The sequence below is a fragment of the Massilia sp. NP310 genome, assembly GCF_019443485.1.
GTDB lineage: Bacteria > Pseudomonadota > Gammaproteobacteria > Burkholderiales > Burkholderiaceae_D > Telluria > Telluria timonae.
The window spans coordinates 3,816,489-3,838,790 of record NZ_CP080379.1 but is presented as its reverse complement, the minus strand read 5'-3'; the positions used below and the strand labels follow the sequence as shown (position 1 = coordinate 3,838,790).

Sequence of the window (22,302 nt, the reverse complement as noted above, 5' to 3'; positions counted from 1 at the left end):
GGCCCTCCATTGCTGGAAGGCCCTGGTGCTACAAGCAGCCGTTCGCCACGCTTATCGCAGCGGTGAGACGGCCGGTTCCTTGTTCGGTTCTCCCAGGTCGCCCTCCCACTTGGCGACGACGGCGGTGGCGATGCCGTTGCCGATCACGTTGGTGGCCGAGCGCGCCATGTCCAGGAAGTGGTCGATCGCCAGCAGCAGCAGGAGGCCCGCTTCCGGGATGTCGAACTGGTTCAGGGTGGCCGCGATCACGACCAGCGAGGCGCGCGGCACGCCGGCCATGCCCTTCGAGGTCAGCATCAGCACCAGCATCATGGTGATCTGGGTGCCCAGCGACAGCTCGATGCCGTAGGCCTGGGCGATGAAGACGGCGGCGAAGGTGCAGTACATCATCGAGCCGTCCAGGTTGAACGAGTAGCCGATCGGCAGCACGAACGAGGCCAGGCGGTTCTTGACGCCGAAGCGCTCCAGGCTTTCCAGGGTGCGCGGGAAGGCGGCCTCGGACGATGCGGTCGAGAAGGCCAGCACGGTCGGGCCGCGCAGCTCGGAGATCAGGCGCAGGATGCGCGGGCCGATCACGGCCATGCCGATGCCGATCAGGACGATCCACAGCAGCGCGATGCCGAAGTAGAACTGGGCCATGAAGATGCCATAGGTCGACAGCACGCCCAGGCCGCTCTTGGCGATGATGCCGGCCACCGCCGCGAACACCGCGATCGGGGCGAAGTTCATCACGTAGCCGGTCAGCTTGAGCATCACGTGGGCGACACCGTCGATGACGTCGATCATCGGCGTGGCGCGCGCGCCGACGGCGGCGGCCGCGGTGCCGAAGAACAGCGAGAACACCACGATCTGCAGGATCTCGTTCTTGGCCATGCCGTCGACGATCGAGGTCGGGATCAGGTGGGTGATGAAGTCCTTCATCGTCAGGCTGCCGCTGGTGATGCCCGACGTCGCGTCGACCGGCGGCATCATGCCCGCCGCGTGCAGCGCGTCGCCCGGACGGAAGATGTTCACCAGGACCAGGCCCAGCGACAGCGAGATGATCGAAGCGATCACGAACCAGCCCAGCGCCTTGACGCCGATGCGGCCGACTTCCTTGGCGTCGCCCATCCTGGCGATGCCGACCACCAGGGTCGCGAACACCAGCGGCGCGATGATCATCTTGATCAGGCGGAGGAACATCGTGGTGATCAGCGACATCGTGTCGGAGAAGCTCGTCGCGCCCGCCGTATCCGTATTGGCGTTGACCAGGTAGCCGACCACGATGCCGACCACCAGGGCGATCATGATGAAGGTAGTCAGGCGGTTTCGATTGTTCATAAAGCTTCCTGTCGTGTGGACCTGTGCAGGGCCGGCAACGGCGCATCGCGCTGTCGCTGGCGGATTGTTCGGGCAGTGACCGGTTTTCGAGGACCGAAGGCCGGGTGATTCTGAAGATTATGGCAAGTTCCGCAGTATCCTAGGCACTGTTAGTGCTGTCAAGCATGCTTACAAGGTTGACGTAACGGTATCCCGGCTACCCCGCCTGCATGCCTGGCCGGTCAATACAGGCGCCGTTCCGAGGTGCGTCAAACGCACCTTCGGGGCCGCCGCGCGGGTAAAATACGGCATTCGTTTTTCGAGAGCCGCCATGTCCACCATCGAGACCCCAGACACCATTACCATCACCCGTCCAGACGACTGGCACCTGCACCTGCGCGACGGCGCGGCGATGGCCAGCGTATTGCCGCACAGCGCACGACAGTTCGGCCGCGCGATCGTGATGCCGAATCTGCGCCCGCCTGTGACCACGGCCGCCGCCGCCCTCGAGTACCGCGCCCGCATCCTGGCCGCGCTGCCGGAGGGCATGCGCTTCGAGCCCTTGATGACGCTGTACCTGACCGACAACACCAATCCGGACGAGATCCGCCGCGCCCAGGACACCGGTTTCATCCATGCGGTCAAGCTGTATCCGGCCGGCGCCACCACCAACTCGGACGCCGGCGTCACCGACCTGAAAAAGTGCTACAAGACGCTGGAAGTGATGCAGGAAGTCGGCATGCCACTGCTGGTGCATGGCGAAGTCACCGACAACGAGATCGACCTGTTCGACCGCGAAGCCGTGTTCATCGAGCGCGTGATGCGCCCGCTGCGCAAGGACATGCCGGCCCTGAACGTGGTGTTCGAACACATCACCACCAAGGACGCGGCCCAGTACGTGGCCGAAGCCGAGGGCCCGATCGCGGCCACCATCACCGCCCACCACCTGCTGTACAACCGCAACGAGATCTTCCGCGGCGGCATCCGCCCGCATTTCTACTGCCTGCCGGTGCTCAAGCGCGAAGAACATCGCCTGGCGCTGGTCACCGCCGCCACCAGCGGCGACGAGCGCTTCTTCCTGGGCACCGACTCGGCCCCGCACGCGGTGCACACCAAATATGCCGCCTGCGGCTGCGCCGGCTGCTACACCGCGCTGCACGCGATGGAGATGTATACCGAAGCCTTCGCCCAGGCCGGCGCGCTCGACAAGCTGGAAGCCTTCGCCAGCTTCAACGGCCCGGCCTTCTACAACCTGCCGCGCAACGAGGGCACCATCACGCTCAAGCGCGAAAGCTGGACCCTGCCTGAGTCGGTGCCGATGGGCGAACACCAGCTGGTGCCGCTGAACGCGGGCGAGAGCATCAACTGGAAGATGGTGTAAGCACTACCGTGCTGCCACCGATCGATTGGGCGCAGCCGTGGTACGACACGGTGCGCCCGGCATTCGAGCGCGCCGCGCCGCCGCCGGATGGCTTCATCGACGCCTTCAACGCGGCGGCGCGCGAACTCGACCTGCGTAATGGCGCCGGCATGCCCTTGTCCTTCGTGCCGCAAGCCGCGCTGCCGGAAGGGATGGCGTATGAAGAATTCATCGGCGCCACCGGCCAGGTGCCGACCCGCGACAACCTGCACGATTTCTTCAATGCGCTGGTATGGCAGACCTTCCCGGGTATCAAGCGCGCGCTGAACGCGTTGCAGGCGGCGCAGATCGCGCAGGCCGGCGTCGGCAAGTCGCGCGGGCCGGCGCGCGACGCCGCCACCATCTTCGACGAGAACGCGGCCTTGCTGGTGGTGCGCGACAATGACGCCGGGCGCGCGCTGGTCGAGGACTTGCGTGCGCACCGCTGGCTGGAGGCCCTGTACGATAAGCGTGACTTGTTCGGCAGGGACGCCGAGGTCTGGCTGTTCGGCCACGCGCTGATGGAAAAGCTGGTGGCGCCGCGCAAGGCGATCACCGCGCATACGCGGGTGGTGGTCGCCGGCGACGACTACTTTGCGCTGGCGCCGGACGCGCGTCGCGCCTGGCTCGACCGCGAGGTGGCGGCCGGCCTGGCGGGCGAGGCCCTGGCGCCGGGCGGCTTCACGCCCCTGCAGGTGCTGGGCATTCCAGACTGGTGGCCCGGACAAGACCCTGACTTTTATCTGGATACGACTGTGTTCCGTCCAAAGCGGACGGCTTGAATTGGGAGAAGCCGATGGCTGAAGCGGTACGCTGGGGAATTCTCGGCACGGGCAAGATTTCGCGCGCCTTTGCCAATGCACTGAAGGACGTGCCGGGCGCCGTGCTGGCCGCCGTGGGCTCGCGCAGCCCGGACAAGGCCGCGGCCTTCGCCGAGGAGTTCGGCGCGCTGGCCAGCTACGGCTCGTGCGAGCTGCTGGCCCAGGCCGAGGGCATCGACCTGATCTACATCGGCACGCCGCATCCGGAACATGCCGGCAACGCCTTGATGGCGCTGCGCGCCGGCAAGGGCGTGCTGTGCGAGAAGCCGTTCACGATGAACCTGCGCGAGGCCGAGCAAGTGGTGACCCTGGCGCGCTCGAAGCGCCTGTTCCTGATGGAGGCGATGTGGACGCGCTACCTGCCGGCCTACCTGGAAGTGAAGCGCATCCTGGCCTCGGGCGAGATCGGCACTCCGCGCCAGGTCGTCGCCGACTTCGGCTTCGCCGCCGCCTTCGGTCCCGAGCACCGCGTCTTCAATCCCGATCTCGGCGGCGGCGCGCTGCTCGACCTGGGCATCTATCCGCTGTCGGTCGCGGCCGGCCTCCTGGGTCCCGTGCTCGAAGTGCGCGCGCAAGCCCAGATGGGACCGACCGGCGTCGACGTGCAGACCGGCTTCACGCTCAAGCATGAAGGCGGCGCCATGTCGGTGTGCAGCTGCTCCTTCCTGGCGCGCTCGCCGGCCGAGCTGACCGTGTCGGGCGAGCGCGGCCAGGTGCGGATGAACACCATGTTCCACCGCGCGACCTCGGTCACCGTCAAGCTCGAAGACGGCAGCGAGCGCACGATCGAGACCCCGTATCTCGGCAACGGCTATGTGCACGAGGCGATCGAAGCCCAGCGCTGCTGGCGGCAGGGGCTGCTGGAAAGCCCGTCGATGACGCAGGACGAGACGCTGGCGCTGATGGGCGTGATGGACGAGATCCGGCGCCAGATCGGCCTGCGCTACGCGGCCGACCGCGCTTGAGGCGGGCGTCATGAAGCTCGGGAGCGTCACGCCGATCCTGCGCATTTTTGATGAAGCCAGGGCGCGCGAGTTCTATGTCGACTACCTCGGCTTCACGGTCGACTGGGACCACCGCTTCGGCCCCGGCATGCCGCTCTACCTGCAAGTGTCGCGCGGCGACTGCGTGCTGCACCTGAGCGAGCATCACGGCGATTGCTGCCCCGGCGCGGCGCTGCGCATCGAGGTCGACGACATCGATGACCTGCATGCCGAGCTGGCTGCCAAACAATATGGTTATGCGCGGCCCGCGATCGAAGATACGCCGTGGGAAACGCGCGAGTTGAGCGTCAAGGATCCGTTCGGGAACCGGCTGACCTTTGCCGGCTAGCGGGTCGGGATCCTACTTTGGCGCGGTGGCGGCATCCAGCCGTTTGAACAGCTCCCGGTGCAGTTCCCGCGTATGCTTTTCCATGTGCGTGCGCGCATGCTTGACCTCCTGCAGCTCGCGCTGCGCCACCGCCTCCTTGCCGTTGGCAAGCGCCCATAGCGCCAGTTCGACGCGCGCCTCGATGCTGCCGAAGCGTTCGACCACGGCCTCGAATTCGGCGCCTGCCTCGTCCTGCCGACCATCAGCGGCATAGGCGCGGCCCAGCGCCAGCCCGACTTCGCCGGCGCGAAAATCCGGACGCTTCGCCTGCAGCGGCGCCAGCAGCGCAATCGCCGCCGCCGGCTGCCCGTGCGCCGCATTGGCGCGCGCGGCGCCCAGGATGACCTCGGGATCGCCCGCGAACGGTCCGTTCAGGCAGGCGTCGTAATGGCGCACCGCTTCCTCCGATTCGCCGGCTTCCAGCAGCGCGGCGGCCAGGCGCATCTGGTTGTGCGCGGTCGGCGTCAGGTCGAACGCGCTTCGTGCGTCGCGCACGTCGCGGCCAGCATCGAGACTCTTCTGGAGGGCCCGCCCGGCGATGCGGCCGCGGCGCTCGAGGCGCGAGACCGGGAGGTATTCCACGACGAAGTAGGCGAGGCTGCCGAGCAGCGGGAACGAGAACAGGATCAGCAGCCAGTACAGCTGGCGACCGTTGCGCACGGCGTGGATCGCGAAGAAGAGGGCGATGAGGAAGTGCAGTCCAAGTCCGATGAGTGGCATTGCAGGTTCCGGGTTCAGTGTTGGTCGGGAAGACAACAAAGATAGCCGACCTCGCAGCCTGGATGTCTCACCGATTCCCACAGTGCGTTCCTCGCAACAGCGTTAGCGGATCGTGAGGCAGGGCGTGTTTATCCAGCCGAGATCCTGCTAGAGTGAAACGCAATTGCCCAAAAGGAACTCATATGACCCCGGACCAGAATGTCGCCGTCCTCGTGGACTGCGAGAATGCGCAGCCGACCGTGATCGGCGAGGCGATGCAGCTGGCATCGACCCTCGGACGGGTGGCCTTGCGGCGGGGTTACGGTAACCACACGGCCCTGGCGAGCAAATGGCAGGACGTGCTGGTGCGCCATGGGTTCGCCCCCTGCATGCAATTCCAATATGTGGCCGGCAAGAATACGGCGGACATCGCGCTGGCGCTGGATGCGCTGGAGATGCTGCTTGACCGGCGCGCCGACCGTTTCGTCATCGTCACCAGCGATTCCGATTTCGTCGGCCTGTGCCGCAAGCTGCAGGAGCGCGGCGCCAGCGTGCATGTCTTCGGTGAGGCGAAAACACCGGCGGCCTTGCGCCACGCCTGCGACAGGTTCCATGAATCGGCCCGGCCGGCGCCGCCGGAGGCCGCGCCGGCACCTGCAGCGGCTGTGGCGGCCGTCAAGCGCAGGCCGAGGTTCGTGGTCGAGGCGGTACGCTCGCTGGCGCTGTCATCGCCCGATGGCCGGGTCGATCTCGGCGCGCTGGGCAACCATCTGAGGGCGGCTCACCCCGGCTTTTCCCACGCGGCCTATGGGTACAAGAACCTGCGCACGATGCTCGAGGCGTACGATCTGTTGCGGATGCACCAGACCGAAGGAGGCCACTGCCGTGTGGGCCTGGCGTCGGACGGTGCCCCGCAGCCAGCCATCCTGCACGCGGTATAGCCCCGGCGCGGAACGCTCAATCCGGGACCGGCGCATCCACGATATGCCGCACGTCGAGCGCGCGGACGCGCGGCTCGACATAGTAGCCGCCCGCTTCCACATAGCTGAGGCAGTAGCGCAGGCACACGCGGCATTGCTGGACCGCGCAGCGGTTGTATGGGAAATAGTGGAGGGCGATCGGCGCGTCCGGCGACCAGTAATTGGTCCCGTGCGGATGGTATTCGGCGAAGGTCGGATCAAGGTAGGGATCGCCGGCCAGCGTGCCGGCCGGGCGCATCTGCGCTTGCGGGAACGATACCGGCGTGCGCGTCCACCCAGGGTAACTCGCGATCTCGCATGCGCAACTGTCCGGCGCTGGCGCCGAGGCCGAGGCCAGGGCGCGCAGTTCATCGATACTCAATGGTTGTTCCGGCTTCATCGTCTTCTTTCGATCAGACCTTCAGGAATTCCTCGCGCCCACCCAGCCAGCGCGCCAGGTGCGCATCGACCACCGCGATCTTCTCGGGCTTTTCGCCGTCGAGCAGGTACTGCGCCACGTCGCGCGCCCGGTCGACCAGCCAGCCATCGAGCTCCAGGTCGGCAAAGCGCAGCATCGCCTGGCCCGACTGGCGCGCGCCCAGGAATTCGCCCGGGCCGCGGATCTCCAGGTCGCGCCGCGCGATCTCGAAGCCGTCGGTGGTCTCGCGCATCGTCATCAGGCGCTGCTTGGCCACCTGGCCCAGCGGCGATTGATACAGCAGCAGGCACACCGAGGCCGCCGAGCCGCGACCCACGCGCCCACGCAGCTGGTGCAGCTGCGACAGGCCGAAGCGCTCGGCATGCTCGATCACCATCAGGGACGCATTCGGCACGTCGACGCCGACCTCGATCACGGTGGTCGCCACCAGCACGTGCACCTGGCCGGCCGTGAACGCATCCATCACTTCCTGCTTTTCGAGCGGCTTCATGCGGCCATGCACCAGCCCCACCTGCAGCTCGGGCAGCGATTCGGCCAGGGTCTCGTAGGTCTCGGTCGCGGTCTGCAATTGCAGGGCTTCGGATTCCTCGATCAGCGGACAGACCCAGTACACTTGCCGGCCTTCGAGCGCCGCTGCGTAGACGCGTTCGATCACTTCGTCGCGCCGCATCTGGTCGATCGCGCGCGTGACGATCGGGCTGCGGCCCGGCGGCAGCTCGTCGATCACCGACACCTCGAGGTCGGCGTAATACGTCATCGCCAGCGTGCGCGGGATCGGGGTGGCCGACATCATCAATTGGTGCGGCACCAGGCCGTCGCTGCCCTTGTTGCGCAGGGTGAGGCGCTGGCCGACGCCGAAGCGGTGCTGTTCGTCGACGATCACCAGGCCCAGTTTCGCGAACTGCACCGTGTCCTGGATCAGCGCATGGGTGCCGATCACCAGGTTCGCCTCGCCCGACTCGATCAACTCGTTGGAGGCGGCCTTCTCTTTTTTCTTGAGGCTGCCGGTGAGCCAGGCGACTTTCACGCCGAGCGGCTCCATCCAGGCCGCGATCTTCCTGAAATGCTGCTCGGCCAGGATCTCGGTCGGCGCCATCAGCGCCGCCTGGTAGCCGCTGTCGATCGCCTGCGCGGCGGCCAGCGCCGAGACCACGGTCTTGCCGCTGCCGACGTCGCCCTGCAGCAGGCGCTGCATCGGATAGCCTTCTGCTAGGTCCGTGCGGATCTCTTCGACCACGCGCTGCTGGGCGCCGGTGAGCTTGAACGGCAGCGCCGCCAGGAAGGCTTCCGACAACTTGCCCACTGCACGTAGATGCGGCGCGCCTTTTTCGCGCCGCGCGCGCTGCGCCCGTTTCAGCGACAGCTGCTGCGCCAGCAGCTCGTCGAACTTCATGCGTTCCCAGGCCGGATGCGACTTCTCTCCCAGCGCATGTTCGTCGACGTCGGCCGGCGGATAGTGCAGCAGCTTCACGGCCGGCTCGAAGTCGATCAGTCCCATCTTGGCGCGGATGCCCGCAGGGACGGTATCGCTCCAGTCGATCCGCTTCATCGCATCGGCGATCGCGCGCCGCAGCACCGTCTGCGACAGGCCTTCGCCGGCCGGGTAGACGGGCGTGAGTGAATTCGGCAGCGGCGCGCCTTCGTTGACCACTTTATAAGCGGGGTGCACCATCTCGGCCCCGAAGAAGCCGTGTTTCAGTTCGCCACGCGCCCGGATGCGCACGCCTTCGGCCATCTGCTTGACCTGGCTGCCATAGAAGTTCATGAAGCGCAGCAGCAGATCGCCCGATTCGTCGGCGATGGTCACCAGGAGCTGGCGCCGCGGCTTGAACGAGATTTCGTTCTTGGTCACCACGCCTTCGACCTGCGACACGTGGCCGCCGCGCAGGCAAGCCTCGCGGATGGACACGATCTGGGTCTCGTCCTCGTAGCGCATCGGCAGGTGCAATACCAGGTCCATGTCGCTGCGCAGTCCGAGGCGGGCGAGCTTGCTTTCGAGGGTCTTCGGTGGATTTGTGGTCTTGGAGGCGGGCATATCGCGGCAAAATGGCGCTCGCTGGCGTAAAATAGAAGGTTCGCCATCAGCGCTGGAGCCTGTATTGTAAAGCTGGCAGCGCTTATTTTCCCAGAATTGAGAATAATGTACTCGCTTTCCGATTTCGACTTCGAGCTGCCCCCCGAGCGCATCGCGCAGCTGCCGCTGCCCGATCGCAGCGCCTCGCGCCTGTTGCAGCTCGACGGTGATCAGATCCTTGATCGCCACTTCTCCGACATCGTCGACCAGCTCCAGCCGGGCGACCTCTTGGTGATGAACAATACCCGCGTGCTCAAGGCGCGCTTCTTCGGCGTCAAGGAAACCGGCGGCCAGGTCGAGGTGCTGGTCGAGCGCGTGCTCGACGACCGCACCGTGCTGGCCCAGGTGCGCGCTTCCAAATCGCCCAAGCCGGGCAACCGCATCCGCCTGGCCGACGCCTTCGACGTCACCACCGGCGAACGCGCCGGCGAATTCTTTACGCTCCACTTCGAGGGCGACGTGTTCGAACTGATCGAAGCCCACGGCCGCCTGCCGCTGCCGCCGTATATCGAGCACAGCGCCGACGAATTCGACGAGCAGCGCTACCAGACCGTGTACTCGAAAGAGCCGGGCGCGGTCGCCGCCCCGACGGCCGGCCTGCACTTCGACCAGCCGCTGCTCGACAAGTTGGCGCAAAAAGGCGTCAAGTTCGCCTACGTCACCCTGCACGTCGGCGCCGGCACCTTCCAGCCGGTGCGGGTCGAGGATTTGAGCGAGCACAAGATGCACACCGAGTGGTACACCATTTCGCAAGAGACGGTGGACGCGGTGCTCGCCGCGAAAGCGGCGGGCCGCGACGTGGTCGCCGTCGGCACCACCAGCCTGCGCGCGCTGGAATCGGCCTCGCAAAGCGGCGAGCTGGTCGCCGGCAGCGCCGATACCGCGCTGTTCATCACGCCCGGCTACACCTTCAAGACCGTCACACGCCTGGTCACCAACTTCCACCTGCCCAAGTCGACCCTGCTGATGCTGGTGTCGGCCTTCGCCGGCTTTGAACCGATCCGCAAGGCCTATGCGCATGCGATCGCCAACGAATACCGCTTCTTCAGCTATGGCGACGCCATGCTGCTTACCACCGAATCTCGCTGAAAAGAATACGATGCTCGAATTCACCCTGCTCAAGAAAGACACCAGCGGCCTGTCGCACGCCCGCCGCGGCCGCCTGAAGCTGAACCACGGCACCATCGAAACCCCGATCTTCATGCCGGTCGGCACCTATGGTTCGGTCAAGGCGATGTCGCCGGTCGAACTGAAAGAAGTCGGCTCGCAGATCATTCTCGGTAACACCTTCCACCTGTGGCTGCGTCCCGGCGTCGACGTGATGAACAAGTTCGGCGGCCTGCACCAGTTCATGGGCTGGGACAAGCCGATCCTGACCGACTCGGGCGGCTTCCAGGTGTTTTCGCTCGGCGCCATGCGCAAGATCACGGAAGAGGGCGTCAAGTTCGCCTCGCCGATCGACGGCTCGCGCCAGTTCCTGTCGCCCGAGATCTCGATGCAGATCCAGCGCGCGCTGAACTCGGACATCGTGATGCAGTTCGACGAATGCACGCCTTATGAAATCGACGGCCGTCCGGCCACCGCGGAAGAAGCGGCCAAGTCGATGCGCATGTCGCTGCGCTGGGCCCAGCGCTCGATGAACGAATTCACCGGCGGCGGCAACCCGAACGCACTGTTCGGCATCGTCCAGGGCGGCATGTACGAGCACCTGCGCGACGAGTCGCTGGCCGGCCTCGAGGACATTAATTTCCCGGGCCTGGCGATCGGCGGCCTGTCGGTGGGCGAGCCGAAGGAAGACATGAAGCGCATCCTGGCCCACGTCGGCCCGCGCCTGCCCGAGAACAAGCCGCACTACCTGATGGGCGTCGGCACTCCGGAAGACCTGGTCGACGGCGTGGCGAACGGCGTCGACATGTTCGACTGCGTGATGCCGACCCGGAATGCGCGCAATGGCTGGCTGTTCACCCGCTTCGGCGACGTCAAGATCAAGAATGCGCGCTACAAGGACGACCAGGCGCCGCTGGACGAGAGCTGCGATTGCTATTGCTGCAAGAACTTCTCGCGCGCCTACCTGCACCATCTGCACCGCTCGAACGAAATCCTGGGCGCGCGCCTGAACACGATCCACAACCTGCATTACTACCTCAAACTCATGCAGGAAATGCGCGATGCCATCGATGCCGACCGTTTCAACGAGTTCCGCATCGAGTTCAATGCGGGCCGCGCGCGCGGCGTGTAAGCACTTGCTTACCCGCTGAGCCGGGCGCTGCCGTATTGACGGCGGCGCCGGAATTTAATTTCTAGCAAGCTCTTGCAATACCGAAAAGCAAGATCACCTACCTCCAGATTTGGTTTTCGGCGACTGGCCGATGCTAGAATACACCGCTTATTTTTTTAACTTCACAATCGGAGTTCTTGTGTTCATTTCCAACGCTTACGCGCAAACCGCCGCCGCTGACCCAGGCATCATGGGCAGCCTGACGACCTTCCTGCCGCTGATCCTGATGTTCGTGGTCATGTACTTCCTGATGATCCGTCCTCAGCAGAAACGCCAGCGCGAGCTGAAAGCGATGATGGATGCACTGACCAAGGGCGATGAAGTCGTCACCGCTGGCGGCATCGTGGGCCGCGTCTCGAAAGTGACCGACGCCTACGTGACCCTGGAGATCGCCACCGGCACCGAAATCACCGTGCAGAAGAACGCAGTGACCACCCTGCTGCCGAAGGGCACCCTGAAAGCCCTGTAAGAGCAAGCTCCGTGCGGCCCGCGAGCCGCACTGCCCAACCTGAACGCCGGAACACTATGAATCGCTATCCCGTCTGGAAATACCTAATGATCGTCATCGCGCTGCTGCTCGGCGCGTTGTACACGGCGCCTAACTACTTCGGCGAAACGCCGGCGTTGCAGGTGACATCGGGCCGTTCGACCCTGAACATCACCAGCGCCTCCACCACCCTGGTCGAGGATGCGCTCAAGCGTGCCGGCATTCCCCATACCGGACTCTCCCTCGAAGGCACCGGTCACACGACGTCGGTGCGTGTGCGCTTCGCCGGCACCGAAGAACAATTCAAGGCCAAGCTGGCCCTGGAACGCGAACTGAACCGCGACCCGGCCAACCCCGATTACATCGTCACCGTCAACCTGGTCACCAATACCCCGGCCTGGATGGAAAAGATCGGCGCCGGCCCGATGAGCCTCGGCCTCGACTTGCGCGGCGGCGTGCACTTCCTGCTGCAGGTCAATACCAGGGACGTGATCGACAACAAGGTCAAGGCGCTGCAGGCCAGCGTGCGCAGCAACCTGCGCGACGAGAACGTGCGCCACGCCGGCATCGAGCGCGTGGGCGACACCATCGAAGTGCGCTTCCGCGACGCCGCGACCCGCTCCGCCGCACGCAATGTGCTGACCTCGCGCTCGAACGAGCTGAACTTCGCCGACGCCGCCGACGGCGCCGACCAGAAGCTGGTCGTCAGCCTCAAGCCGGACGCGATCAAGCGCAGCGTCGAAGACGGCGTCAAGCAGAACATCGTGACCCTGTCCAAGCGTATCAATGAGCTGGGCACCACCGAGCCGATCATCCAGCAGCAGGGCGCCGACCGCATCGTGGTCCAGCTGCCGGGCGTGCAGGACGTGGCGCGCGCCAAGGACATCATCGGCCGCACCGCGACCCTCGAGCTGCGCATGGTCGACCAGACCGTGACCCCGGGCACCGAGCTGTCGGCCGCCATCCCGCTCAATTCCGAGCTGTTCACCGAAGGCCGCGGCGCCCCAGTCGTGCTGTCGCGCGACATCATCCTGACCGGCGACTACATCTCGAGCGCCACCGCCAGCTTCGACCAGAACCAGCAGCCCGCCGTCTCGATCGACCTCAACGGCGACGGCGGCCGCCGCATCCGCCAGGCGACCCGCGACAACGTCGGCAAGCGCATGGCGATCCTGCTGAAAGAGAAGGGCGTCTACAACGTGCTGTCGGCCCCGACCATCCAGAGCGAACTGGGTTCGACCTTCCAGATCACCAATATGGGCACCTCGCAGGACGCCAACGAACTGGCCCTGCTGCTGCGCTCCGGCGCGTTGTCGGCGCCGATGGAATTCGTCGAGGAACGCGTGATCGGCCCGCAGCTGGGCGCCGAGAACATCGAACGCGGCCTGCACTCGACCATCTGGGGCTTCGTGGCGATCGCGGTCTTCATGATCGTCTACTACCACCTGTTCGGCGTGTTCTCGGCGCTGGCGCTGGCGGCCAACGTGCTGTTCCTGCTGGCCCTGCTGTCGATCCTGGGTATTACGCTTACCCTGCCGGGCATCGCCGCCATCGCGCTGGCGCTGGGCGTCGCGATCGACTCCAACGTGCTGGTCAACGAGCGCATCCGCGAAGAGTTGCGCGCCGGCGCCCCGCCGCAGGCGGCGATCGCGGCCGGTTCCAAGCACGCCTGGGACACCATCGTCGACTCCAACGTGACCACCCTGATCGTCGGCCTGGCGCTGCTGATCTTCGGTTCCGGTCCGGTGCGCGGCTTCGCCGTCGTGCACTGCCTGGGCATCCTGACCTCGATGTTCTCGGCGGTTGTCGTGGCCCGTGGCTTCGCCAACCTGTGGTACGGCCGCAAGAAGAAACTGACCAAGATTTCGATCGGCACGGTCTGGCAGCCGGGCATGTCGCCCACCAAGAAGTAAGGACTCGAGACTGACATGGAATTTTTCAAGATCAAACGGGACATCCCGTTCATGCGTCACGCCCTGATCCTCAATGCGATCTCGGTGCTGACCTTCGTCGCTGCGGTGTTCTTCCTGTTCAGCAAAGGCCTGAACTTCTCGGTGGAGTTCACCGGCGGTACCGTGATGGAGCTGCGTTATCCGCATGCGGCCAACCAGGAAAAGATCCGCGACACGCTGCGCGGCATGGGCTATTCGCACCCTGAGGTGGCCAGCTTCGGCACCGCCCAGGACATCATGCTGCGCCTGCCGATCCTGGAAGGCACGGAAGCGGCCAGTACCTCGGGGCGCGTCTTCAACGCCATCTGCGCCGCCGACGGCGGTGCGCCGAAGCAGAGCCAGACCACGACCGAAAAGGGTGAAGTCGTCAACCACACCAGCTGCGCCAGCGCTTCCGGTGAAGAACTGATCAGCCTGCAGCGCGTGGAATTCGTCGGTCCGTCGGTCGGCGAAGAACTCGCGCAAAACGGCCTGAACGCACTGATCATGGTGATCGTCGGCATCATGATCTACCTGGCGATCCGCTTCGAATGGAAATTCGCCGTCGCCGCCGTGGTCGCCAACCTGCACGACGTGGTCATCATCCTGGGCTTCTTCGCCTTCTTCCAGTGGGAATTCTCGCTGACGGTGCTGGCGGCCACCCTGGCGGTGCTGGGCTATTCGGTCAACGAATCGGTCGTCATCTTCGACCGTATCCGCGAGATGTTCCGCAGGCAGCGCAAGATGTCGACCTCGGAAGTGATCGACCACGCGATCACCAGCACCATCTCGCGCACCATCATCACCCACGGCTCGACCCTCATGATGGTGCTGTCGATGCTGTTCTTCGGCGGCTATGCGCTGCATTACTTCGCGATCGCACTGGCCATCGGCATCTGCTTCGGCATCTATTCGTCGGTGTTCGTGGCGGCGGCCGTGGCCATGTGGCTGGGCGTCAAGCGCGAAGACCTGATCAAGCCGATCAAGGAAAAGGACGAGACCGACGGCGCGGTGGTCTGAGCTACCCGCTCCGCATGAAAAATGCCGCCCCGGCCCTGCTGCGGCGGCATTTTGTTTGATGCGGATCCGTTGCGCGGCGAATTTGACAGTGTTGTGTGTGGCAGCGCACGGAGTAGGCTATCGCGCACCCCTATAGTGAACCTGTCTCTTTCAGGACATCCCTAGTTTTGGACTTCACCCGCTTCCGCAACGAGGCGGGTTTTTTTTGCCCGGCGTTTCCAGCCCTGGAAACCGAAATGTAAAAAAGACATGTTAAATGTGAAATGGCGCACCGAGGGTGGGGCGCCGCTCGCATAAGATGGACTCGTCTCTTTCAGGACATCCCTAGTTTTGGACTTTACCCGCACCGGCAACGGCGCGGGTTTTTTTTGTCCGCAGTATCTATAACTGCCAGGGATGCTCGATCTTGCCGTCGAGCGCCGCATCGAGATAGGTCGCGGCGCTGATCAGGGCCAGGTGAGTAAAAGCTTGCGGGAAGTTGCCGAGCAGCTCGGCCTGATTGGTGAATTCCTCCGCATACAGGTGCACGTGGTTGCCGTAGGCGAGTAGCTTTTCCATATTGTTGCGGGCCTGGTCGATGCGGCCGGCGCGCGCCAGGCATTCGACGTACCAGAAGGAGCAGGCCGCGAACGCGCCTTCCTGGCCTTCGAGGCCGTCGTCGCGGTCGTAGCGCAGCACCAGCGCATCGTCGCCGAGCTGGTCTCCGATCGCGTCCAGGGTGGCCAGCCACTGCGGGTCGGTCGAGCCGATGAAGCGCACCAGCGGCATCATCAGGAGCGCGCCGTCCAGGTCGCGCGAACCCTTGCTGCGCACGAAGTGGCCAAGCTCTTCGTTCCAGAAGGTGTCCCAGATGTAGCGCGAGATCTCGTTGCGCGCCGCGATCCAGCGCTCGAACGGCGCCCGCAGCGAGCGCTTGCTCGCAAGGCGCACCGCGCGGTCGACCGCCACCCAGCACATGAGTTGGGAATGCAGGTGTTCGCGCGGCGCCTCGCGGCCTTCCCAGATGCCGGCGTCTGGACGTTGCCAGTTTTCGCAGACGTAATTGACGACCTCGCATACGCCGATCCAGTCGGCATGCGAAATCGCTTCGCCATATTTATTGCTCAGATAGATAGAATCGAGCAGGGCGCCGAAGATATCGAGCTGCAGCTGGGTGGCGGCGGCATTGCCGATGCGCACCGGCTTGGAGCCGGCGTACCCCGCCAGGTGGTCGAGCTCGATTTCTTCTCCTACCGGGCTGCCGTCCAGCGCATACATGATGCGCAGGTGGGCGTCGGTCGAATCGTGCTTCGGCCGCTCGGCCGACCAGCGCGTGAACGCCTTGGCCTCGGCGACGTAGCCGAGCCGCATCAGCGCGTACACGGTGAACGAGGCGTCGCGGATCCAGGTGGCGCGGTAGTCCCAGTTGCGCGAACCGCCCAGCACCTCGGGCAGGCCGAAGGTCGCGGCCGCGACCATCGAGCCGTGGCGGCACGAGGTCATCAGCTTGAGCACCAGCGCCGAGCGGTTGACCGCCTCGCGCCAGCGGCCTTTATAGGTCGAGCGCCGGGTCCAGTCCTGCCAGCGCCGCACGACCTCGGCCAGCAGGGCGTCGCGCGCGCCGGCATCGAGCGCCGAGTCGCCATCTTCGTCGAGCACGAAATCCATGACGTCGCCGTCGCGCAGCACGATGGAGGCGCCGGCGCCGCCGTCGGTCGCGGTGAATTCGACCGGCGCCGACAGGCGCAGGCGCGGCGCGCCGCTGGCCGCGAACAGCACGTGGTCCTGCCCCACCGTGACTTCGGGCCGCTGGCGCGCGTAGTCGAAGCGCGGCTGGCAATCGACCCGGATGCGGGCTTCGCCGCTGCTGACCCGCACCCGGCGCACCAGGCGCGCCGCGCCATGGCCGAGCTCCTCGGGACCGACCATGAAATCGATGAGTTCGACGTTGCACGTCTCGCCCAGCCACTGGGTCAGCAGCACATTGGTGTCGGGCACATAGGTCTGCACCACGCGCATGTCATCCATCTCGGGCGCGATGGTGAAGTGACCGCCCTGTTCGGGGTCGAGCAGGGCGGCGAAGATGCTGGGGCTGTCGAAGTCGGGCCAGCACAGGAAGTCGACCGTGCCATCGAGCGCCACCAGCGCGATCGTGGCCATATTGCCGATGGCGCCATGCTCGCCGATCGGACGTGGCGGGCGCGTTGCGTTGGGTTCAGCCATTGTCTTCGAACCCTGGATAGAGCGCCATGCCGCCATCCACATAGACCGTGGCGCCGGTCATGTAGTCGGCCAGGTCGGAGGCCATGAACAACGCCAGGCTGGCCACGTCGTCGACCTCGCCGATGCGTCCATACGGTATCAGCTCGAGCAGCTTCTTGCCCGCCTCGCCTTCGGTGGCGTCTTCGTTGATCGGGGTGCGGATGGCGCCGGGCGCGATGCCGTTGACGCGGATGCGTTCCTGCGCCACTTCCTGGGCCAGCGAGCGCATGAACATGCCGATGCCGCCCTTGGACGCGGCATAGTTGACGTGGCCGGCCCAGGGAATCGTCTCGTGGACCGAGCTCATGCACAGGATGACGCCGTTGGCGCGCATCCGGCCACGGTTGCCCTGCCGGCGAAAGCGTTTCACCGCGGCGCGGGCGCACAGGAACTGGCCGGTCAGGTTGACGTCGAGCACGGCCTTCCACTCGTCCAGCGACATGTCGGCGATGCGCGCATCCTTCTGCATGCCGGCGTTGGCGACCAGGATGTCGAGGCCGCCGAAGGCCTGGTCGGTCTGCGCGAACAGGCGCTCGACGTCGTCCTCGCTGGACACATTGCACTGCACCGCCAGCGCCTGGCCGCCGGCTTCCTTGATCTGGCGTACGACTTCGTCGGCCTTGTCCTGGCTGCTGTTGTAGTTGACCACCACCTTGGCGCCGGCCGCGGCGTAGGCGATGCAGATGGCGCGGCCGATGCCGGAGTCGCCACCGGTCACGAGCGCCACCTGGTCGTTCAGGCTGATTTGCATGGGATGTCCTCCAGAGCGTGATTGCGCCGGACGCGCTCTGCGGTCGCGTCCTGGCTGGACGACCTTAGCAGAAAGCAGGGATGGAACATGCACGCCTGGACGGGCGTCTGGTGCAAGGCAAACGGAATGCGGCGCTTGTTCGATAGTGTGCGTGAACGTACGGAGTGCGCTACGCCGCAAGCATAAGATGGACCTGTCTCTTTCAGGACATCCCTAGTTTTGGACTTGGCCCGCTCCTCACCGAGCGGGCGTTTTTTTGCTCGCTTACAGCAGCGCCGACGTCAGGCTCTTCACTTCCTCGCCCGACTCTTCCAGCACGCCCTTGAGCGTGCCTTCGCCGAACACGAAGTCGATGGTCGCGGCCGCGGCATGGGTGGTGGCGCCAGGCGGCGCGAACAGCGGAGACGGCAGCGGCGACAGGTCGTTGGCCAGCAACAGGGTGTCGCCCAGGGTTTCCGGCGGCAGCGCGCGCATGCCGTCCCACAGCGCTTCGATCGCGCTCATGACCGGCGCCGGGACGCCCAGCTTGTGCAGCACGCCGCGGCCGATGGCCGCTTCGCCATGGTCGAGCCAGGCATCGAGGTTGTCGTCCAGCAGGCCGGGCAGGGCTTCGGCGCGCGACAGCAGATAAAAGCCGCCGACCTCGTGCACGATGCCGGCGAACAGCGCCGTTTCGGGATCGACGAAGGACACGCGGCGCGCGATCACCTGGCTGAGGGCCGCCACGTGGGCCGAGTGGGCCCACAATTGGTCGGCCTTGTGGCGCAGGCCGGGATCGCGGATCTCGCTGGCCAGCTGGCGCACGATCACCGAGGCCGCCAGGGCGCCCAGGGTGCGAAAGCCCACGCGCTGGACCGCCGCGCGCACATTGGTGACGTCGTTGCCGCTGCGGTTATAGGCCACCGAGTTGGCGATCGCGACCGTGCGCGCCGCCAGCAGCGGCTCGGCCTGCACCAGGCGGGCGGCGGCGTCGATATGGCAGTCGGGTTCGCCCAGCGCCCGCTGCAGGGTCAGCGTGGCGTTGACGCTGGTGGGGAAAGCAAGTTCGCCGCGGCTGGCTTCGGCGGCGATGCTGTCGAGTGCGGAGACCTGGTCCATGAAAAAATTATACCCCTAACACAACACCTTGCTTGCAAAAATATTGCCCTACGGTATCGATTTCAATGGAGCCGTGGCATCCAGGTGCTTACTCTTCGCCGAAAATGGCGTCGCAGCCTTCCTTCTGTTCTTCGAGGTTTTCCAGTTCGTCGACCAGGCCGAGGTCGAGCAGTTCCTCGACCGCGTTCATGTAGCTGTTGAGTTTGGTTGCGCCGATGAGGCGATAGATCTCGCCGGCTTCGTTGCGCACGCCGATCAGCATCGGTTCCTCGCGCACTTCGTCCAGTGGGGCGACGTCGAGCAGGATGTTGCCGATGATGTGCTTGTCGAAATGGGCTGGCTTCTTGCCGTCGATGAGAGAGGTTTTCAAGGCGTTTCCTTCAGGTGGAATGGGGAGGGAGTGGGGCTGTCGCCATCGTCGTTGCCGCGGATGCGCGCGCGCAGCAGGCCGAGCGCGTCTTCGAGCGCGGCGAAGTCGGCATCGCTGTAGGCGGTGAACAATTCTTTTCCACGTGCAATCACTTTCGGGAACACATCGCAGAACACCTGGTCGCCGGCAGGCGTCAGGCGCACGAAGAACGATCGCTTGTCGTCGCAGCTGCGCTCGCGCAGCACCAGGCCTTTTTGCTCCAGGCGTTCGATGACGCCGGTCAGGGTGCCCTTGGTGATCAGGGTGCGTTCGCCCAGTTCCTTGTAGCTCATGCCGGTCGTATTGCCCAGCGTGGCGATGATATCGAACTGCGCATGCGTCAACCCGTTCTGGCGCACCGCGTCGCCCGAGACCCGCTCGAAGCCTTGCATGCACTCGGCCAGCAGCCGGACGCTTTTTAGATATCGTTCCCCCATGGGCCGGGATTATAGCCGTCCGCCGCGCCTTCCGTTGCCCGCTACGCAAGATTCTGCAGGAGGCATAGCTGGCTCGAAACGCGCTGGTTGATCTCCGGTATGATAGACGACCATGTTCTTTCATCACGCCCGCCGCGCATCCACCGCTCCAATGGCATCCGTCACCCGCCGCGATGCAGCCTGACCTGTCCCTGCTGGCGCAGGAGCGGCCGCTGCGCATCCTGCTGGTGAACGCCGGCGAGCCCGATGCGCTGACCTGGTCCGGGCTGTACCAGCCGCTGCGGCTGGCGGCCAAGGTGCTGGGGCCGGAGCGCCTGCACGTCGACGTGCGCGGTCCCGATAAATTCATGGGCGATGCCGGGCGCCACTGGCACCTGGTGCTGCTGGTGGCCGACGAGTCCGAGGCGGCCCTGCGCCCGGCCAACCTGCGCGCGCTGATCGAACGCTGCCGCGCCGCGCCATACTGGGGTGGCGTCGGCGCCGGCGTGCTGTGGCTGGCCGACGCCGGCGTCCTGCATGGCGCCCGCACCGCCTTGCCCTGGGCCCTGTATCCGGACGTGAACGCCCAGGCCGAGCAGGCCCTGCTCACGCCCCACCTGTACGAATTCGACGCCAACCGCCTCACCTGCTGCGGCGGCGCGGCCAGCATCGACTTCGCCCTGACCCTGGTCGAGCTGCTGTTCGGCGCCACGGCCCAGGCGCAAGTAAAGGAAACCCTGTGCATCGACCGGGTGCGCGGCCCGGACGAACGCCAGCGGGTGGCGCTGCAGGCCCGCTTCGGCGCCCTGCAGCCGAAGCTGTCCGAGGCGGTGGCGCTGATGGAAGCGAACATCGAAGAGCCGCTCTCGACCGACGAGATCGCCCAGCTGGCCGGCATTTCGCGGCGCCAGCTGGAGCGCCTGTTCAAGCAATACCTGGGCAGCCTGCCGTCGCGCTACTACCTCGAACTGCGCCTGCGCCGCGCGCGTCAGTTGCTGCTCGACACCAATCACTCGATCGTGCAGGTCGGGCTGATGTGCGGCTTTTCTTCCGGATCGCATTTCTCGACGGCATTCGGCGCGCTGTTTGGTAATACACCAAGGGAAGAACGCCAGCGGAAACTTGCTCAATAGTCAAGCAGCGTCAAAAATGAAAATGCCTGTCGCACTTCTAAAAGAAGTTGTCAGGAAGCGTTTCTATAATGGCCCGATCATGCGGTGAACTCACCCCGCACCACCCACACTGATTGGATGAGGAAAAGAAGCCATGAACGCAAAGCTTGATTCGGGTATCGCCACGCTGCCTGTCACCCGGCAGACCTTCGACGAGGTCCTGGTCCCCACCTACGCTCCGGCCGCGATGGTGCCGGTACGCGCGTCGGGCCTGGACCTGTGGGACCAGGAAGGCAAGCATTACCTCGACTTCACCTCGGGCATCGCCGTCACCGCCCTGGGCCACGCCAATCCGGAAGTGAACGAAGCGCTGACCAGGCAGCTCAACACCCTGTGGCATATCGGCAATGGCTACACCAACGAGCCGGTGCTGCGCCTGGCCTCGGCCCTGATCGATGCCACCTTCGCCGAACGCGCCTTCTTCTGCAACTCGGGCGCCGAAGCCAATGAAGCGGCCCTGAAACTGGCGCGCAAGTACGCGCACGGCAAGTTCGGCCCGCACAAGTCGCGCATCGTGTCCTGCCTGTCGTCGTTCCACGGCCGCACCCTGTTTACCGTCTCGGTCGGCGGCCAGCCGAAGTACACCGAAGGCTTCGAGCCGCTGCCGCAAGACCTCTCCCACATCCCGTACAACGACATCGAGGCGGCGCGCGCCGCCATCACCGACGACGTCGCGGCCGTGATCGTCGAGCCGATCCAGGGCGAAGGCGGCGTCATCCCGGGCAACCCGGACTACCTGAAGGCGCTGCGCGAGTTCTGCGACAAGACCGGCGCGCTGCTGGTGTTCGACGAAGTGCAGTCGGGCATGGGCCGCACCGGCTCGCTGTTCGCCTATGAACAGATGGGCGTGGTGCCGGACGTGCTGACCTCGGCCAAGGCGCTGGGCAACGGCTATCCGATCGGCGCCATGCTGACCACCACCGAGATCGGCCAGTACCTGGCGGTCGGCACCCACGGCACCACCTACGGCGGCAACCCGCTGGCGTCGAGCGTCGGCCTCAAGGTCCTGGAGCTGATCAACCAGCCGGCCTTCCTGGGCCGCGTCAAGGAAGCCAGCGCCAAGGTCATGGCCAATCTGCAGCAGCTGGCGGCGGATTATCCGAACGTGTTCGGCCAGCCGCGCGGCATGGGCCTGCTCATCGGCCTGCCGATGGCCGAAGGCTTCAAGGGCCGCTCGAAGGACTACACCAAGCTGTGCGAGAAGCTGGGCCTGATGCTGCTGATCGCAGGTCCCGACGTCGTGCGCCTGGCGCCGGCGCTGGTGGTGACGGACGAACAGATCGTCGAAGCCGACCGCCTGATGCGCGCGGCGGTGGCGGAATTCGCCGGCGCCTGATCGCCACACCCCGGTCGCGGCCGGCCCGCCCGGAAGGGCGGGGCCGGCTGCGGGCATTGTCCTTACTTACTGTCTTCACTGATTGCCTCCACTTACGTATCA

General features: G+C 65.4%; 21 protein-coding genes. 12 read left to right on the top strand and 9 right to left on the bottom strand.

Annotated elements, in window-relative coordinates; all coding sequences use genetic code 11:
- Positions 1 to 51: 51 nt before the first annotated feature.
- Positions 52 to 1,320 carry a dicarboxylate/amino acid:cation symporter gene (locus tag KY496_RS16860; protein WP_219861659.1) on the bottom strand — a complete coding sequence of 423 codons (1,269 nt, stop codon included), beginning with the start codon at positions 1,318 to 1,320 and terminating at the stop codon, positions 52 to 54.
- Between the two features lie 310 nt (positions 1,321 to 1,630).
- Between KY496_RS16860 and pyrC the strand changes: the two genes are divergently transcribed.
- Genes pyrC through KY496_RS16840 form a run of 4 tightly spaced genes read left to right on the top strand, consistent with a single transcriptional unit; the run spans position 1,631 to position 4,851 of the window.
- Positions 1,631 to 2,680: a dihydroorotase gene (pyrC, locus tag KY496_RS16855; RefSeq protein ID WP_071361144.1), complete on the top strand. Its 1,050-nt coding sequence runs from the start codon at positions 1,631 to 1,633 to the stop codon at positions 2,678 to 2,680.
- An 8-nt stretch (positions 2,681 to 2,688) separates the two neighbouring features.
- Positions 2,689 to 3,480: a DUF3025 domain-containing protein gene (locus KY496_RS16850; RefSeq protein ID WP_219861657.1), complete on the top strand. Its 792-nt coding sequence runs from the start codon at positions 2,689 to 2,691 to the stop codon at positions 3,478 to 3,480.
- Positions 3,481 to 3,494: 14 nt separating this feature from the next.
- Positions 3,495 to 4,484, top strand: coding sequence for a Gfo/Idh/MocA family protein (locus tag KY496_RS16845; protein WP_219861655.1), 990 nt, complete (start codon positions 3,495 to 3,497; stop codon positions 4,482 to 4,484).
- Between the two features lie 10 nt (positions 4,485 to 4,494).
- A complete protein-coding gene (locus tag KY496_RS16840) occupies positions 4,495 to 4,851 on the top strand; it encodes a glyoxalase superfamily protein (protein WP_005664693.1) in 357 nt (118 codons plus the stop codon).
- 12 nt (positions 4,852 to 4,863) lie between these two features.
- Here KY496_RS16840 and KY496_RS16835 read toward each other — a convergent pair whose 3' ends face one another.
- Positions 4,864 to 5,610 carry a hypothetical protein gene (locus KY496_RS16835; RefSeq protein WP_219861653.1) on the bottom strand — a complete coding sequence of 249 codons (747 nt, stop codon included), beginning with the start codon at positions 5,608 to 5,610 and terminating at the stop codon, positions 4,864 to 4,866.
- 182 nt (positions 5,611 to 5,792) lie between these two features.
- Between KY496_RS16835 and KY496_RS16830 the strand changes: the two genes are divergently transcribed.
- Entirely contained in the window at positions 5,793 to 6,530 is a 738-nt protein-coding gene (locus KY496_RS16830; protein WP_005664697.1) for an NYN domain-containing protein, read from the top strand.
- A 16-nt stretch (positions 6,531 to 6,546) separates the two neighbouring features.
- Here KY496_RS16830 and KY496_RS16825 read toward each other — a convergent pair whose 3' ends face one another.
- Both KY496_RS16825 and recG read right to left on the bottom strand, forming a co-directional pair.
- Positions 6,547 to 6,930: a hypothetical protein gene (locus KY496_RS16825; RefSeq protein WP_229520300.1), complete on the bottom strand. Its 384-nt coding sequence runs from the start codon at positions 6,928 to 6,930 to the stop codon at positions 6,547 to 6,549.
- A gap of 31 nt (positions 6,931 to 6,961) precedes the next feature.
- On the bottom strand, positions 6,962 to 9,022 hold the full coding sequence (gene recG, locus KY496_RS16820; protein WP_005664700.1) for an ATP-dependent DNA helicase RecG: 2,061 nt from the start codon (positions 9,020 to 9,022) through the stop codon (positions 6,962 to 6,964).
- Between the two features lie 105 nt (positions 9,023 to 9,127).
- Between recG and queA the strand changes: the two genes are divergently transcribed.
- The 5 genes from queA (at position 9,128) to secF (ending at position 14,777) form a co-directional block, all read left to right on the top strand.
- The gene (gene queA, locus KY496_RS16815) at positions 9,128 to 10,150 is read left to right on the top strand and encodes a tRNA preQ1(34) S-adenosylmethionine ribosyltransferase-isomerase QueA (RefSeq protein ID WP_219861649.1); all 1,023 of its coding nucleotides are present in this window, start codon (positions 9,128 to 9,130) and stop codon (positions 10,148 to 10,150) included.
- Positions 10,151 to 10,160: 10 nt separating this feature from the next.
- Positions 10,161 to 11,300, top strand: a complete 1,140-nt coding sequence (tgt, locus tag KY496_RS16810) for a tRNA guanosine(34) transglycosylase Tgt (protein WP_184239844.1) — start codon at positions 10,161 to 10,163, stop codon at positions 11,298 to 11,300.
- 178 nt (positions 11,301 to 11,478) lie between these two features.
- Positions 11,479 to 11,808, top strand: a complete 330-nt coding sequence (gene yajC / locus KY496_RS16805) for a preprotein translocase subunit YajC (protein ID WP_005664704.1) — start codon at positions 11,479 to 11,481, stop codon at positions 11,806 to 11,808.
- A 56-nt stretch (positions 11,809 to 11,864) separates the two neighbouring features.
- On the top strand, positions 11,865 to 13,739 hold the full coding sequence (secD, locus tag KY496_RS16800; protein WP_219861647.1) for a protein translocase subunit SecD: 1,875 nt from the start codon (positions 11,865 to 11,867) through the stop codon (positions 13,737 to 13,739).
- A 15-nt stretch (positions 13,740 to 13,754) separates the two neighbouring features.
- Entirely contained in the window at positions 13,755 to 14,777 is a 1,023-nt protein-coding gene (secF, locus tag KY496_RS16795) for a protein translocase subunit SecF (protein WP_219861645.1), read from the top strand.
- A gap of 381 nt (positions 14,778 to 15,158) precedes the next feature.
- Here the strand turns inward: secF and KY496_RS16790 are convergent, their stop codons facing one another.
- The 5 genes from KY496_RS16790 to KY496_RS16770 all read right to left on the bottom strand — a co-directional run bounded on the left by KY496_RS16790 (position 15,159) and on the right by KY496_RS16770 (position 19,668).
- Positions 15,159 to 16,979 (bottom strand): glycoside hydrolase family 15 protein, encoded by a 1,821-nt coding sequence (locus KY496_RS16790; protein ID WP_219861643.1) that lies wholly within the window; start codon positions 16,977 to 16,979, stop codon positions 15,159 to 15,161.
- The gene (locus tag KY496_RS16785; protein WP_005664711.1) at positions 16,972 to 17,769 is read right to left on the bottom strand and encodes a glucose 1-dehydrogenase; all 798 of its coding nucleotides are present in this window, start codon (positions 17,767 to 17,769) and stop codon (positions 16,972 to 16,974) included. Before KY496_RS16785 ends, KY496_RS16790 begins: the two co-directional genes overlap by 8 nt.
- A 264-nt stretch (positions 17,770 to 18,033) precedes the next feature.
- The gene (locus KY496_RS16780; protein WP_005664712.1) at positions 18,034 to 18,867 is read right to left on the bottom strand and encodes an HDOD domain-containing protein; all 834 of its coding nucleotides are present in this window, start codon (positions 18,865 to 18,867) and stop codon (positions 18,034 to 18,036) included.
- A gap of 88 nt (positions 18,868 to 18,955) precedes the next feature.
- The gene (locus KY496_RS16775) at positions 18,956 to 19,237 is read right to left on the bottom strand and encodes a hypothetical protein (protein WP_005664713.1); all 282 of its coding nucleotides are present in this window, start codon (positions 19,235 to 19,237) and stop codon (positions 18,956 to 18,958) included.
- Complete coding sequence (locus KY496_RS16770; RefSeq protein ID WP_229409737.1) at positions 19,234 to 19,668, bottom strand: MarR family winged helix-turn-helix transcriptional regulator; 435 nt, start codon at positions 19,666 to 19,668, stop codon at positions 19,234 to 19,236. Before KY496_RS16770 ends, KY496_RS16775 begins: the two co-directional genes overlap by 4 nt.
- A 218-nt stretch (positions 19,669 to 19,886) precedes the next feature.
- Between KY496_RS16770 and KY496_RS16765 the strand changes: the two genes are divergently transcribed.
- On the top strand, positions 19,887 to 20,825 hold the full coding sequence (locus KY496_RS16765; RefSeq protein ID WP_005664717.1) for a GlxA family transcriptional regulator: 939 nt from the start codon (positions 19,887 to 19,889) through the stop codon (positions 20,823 to 20,825).
- Positions 20,826 to 20,958: 133 nt separating this feature from the next.
- Positions 20,959 to 22,200, top strand: coding sequence for an acetylornithine/succinyldiaminopimelate transaminase (locus KY496_RS16760; protein ID WP_005664719.1), 1,242 nt, complete (start codon positions 20,959 to 20,961; stop codon positions 22,198 to 22,200).
- Positions 22,201 to 22,302 lie beyond the last annotated feature (102 nt).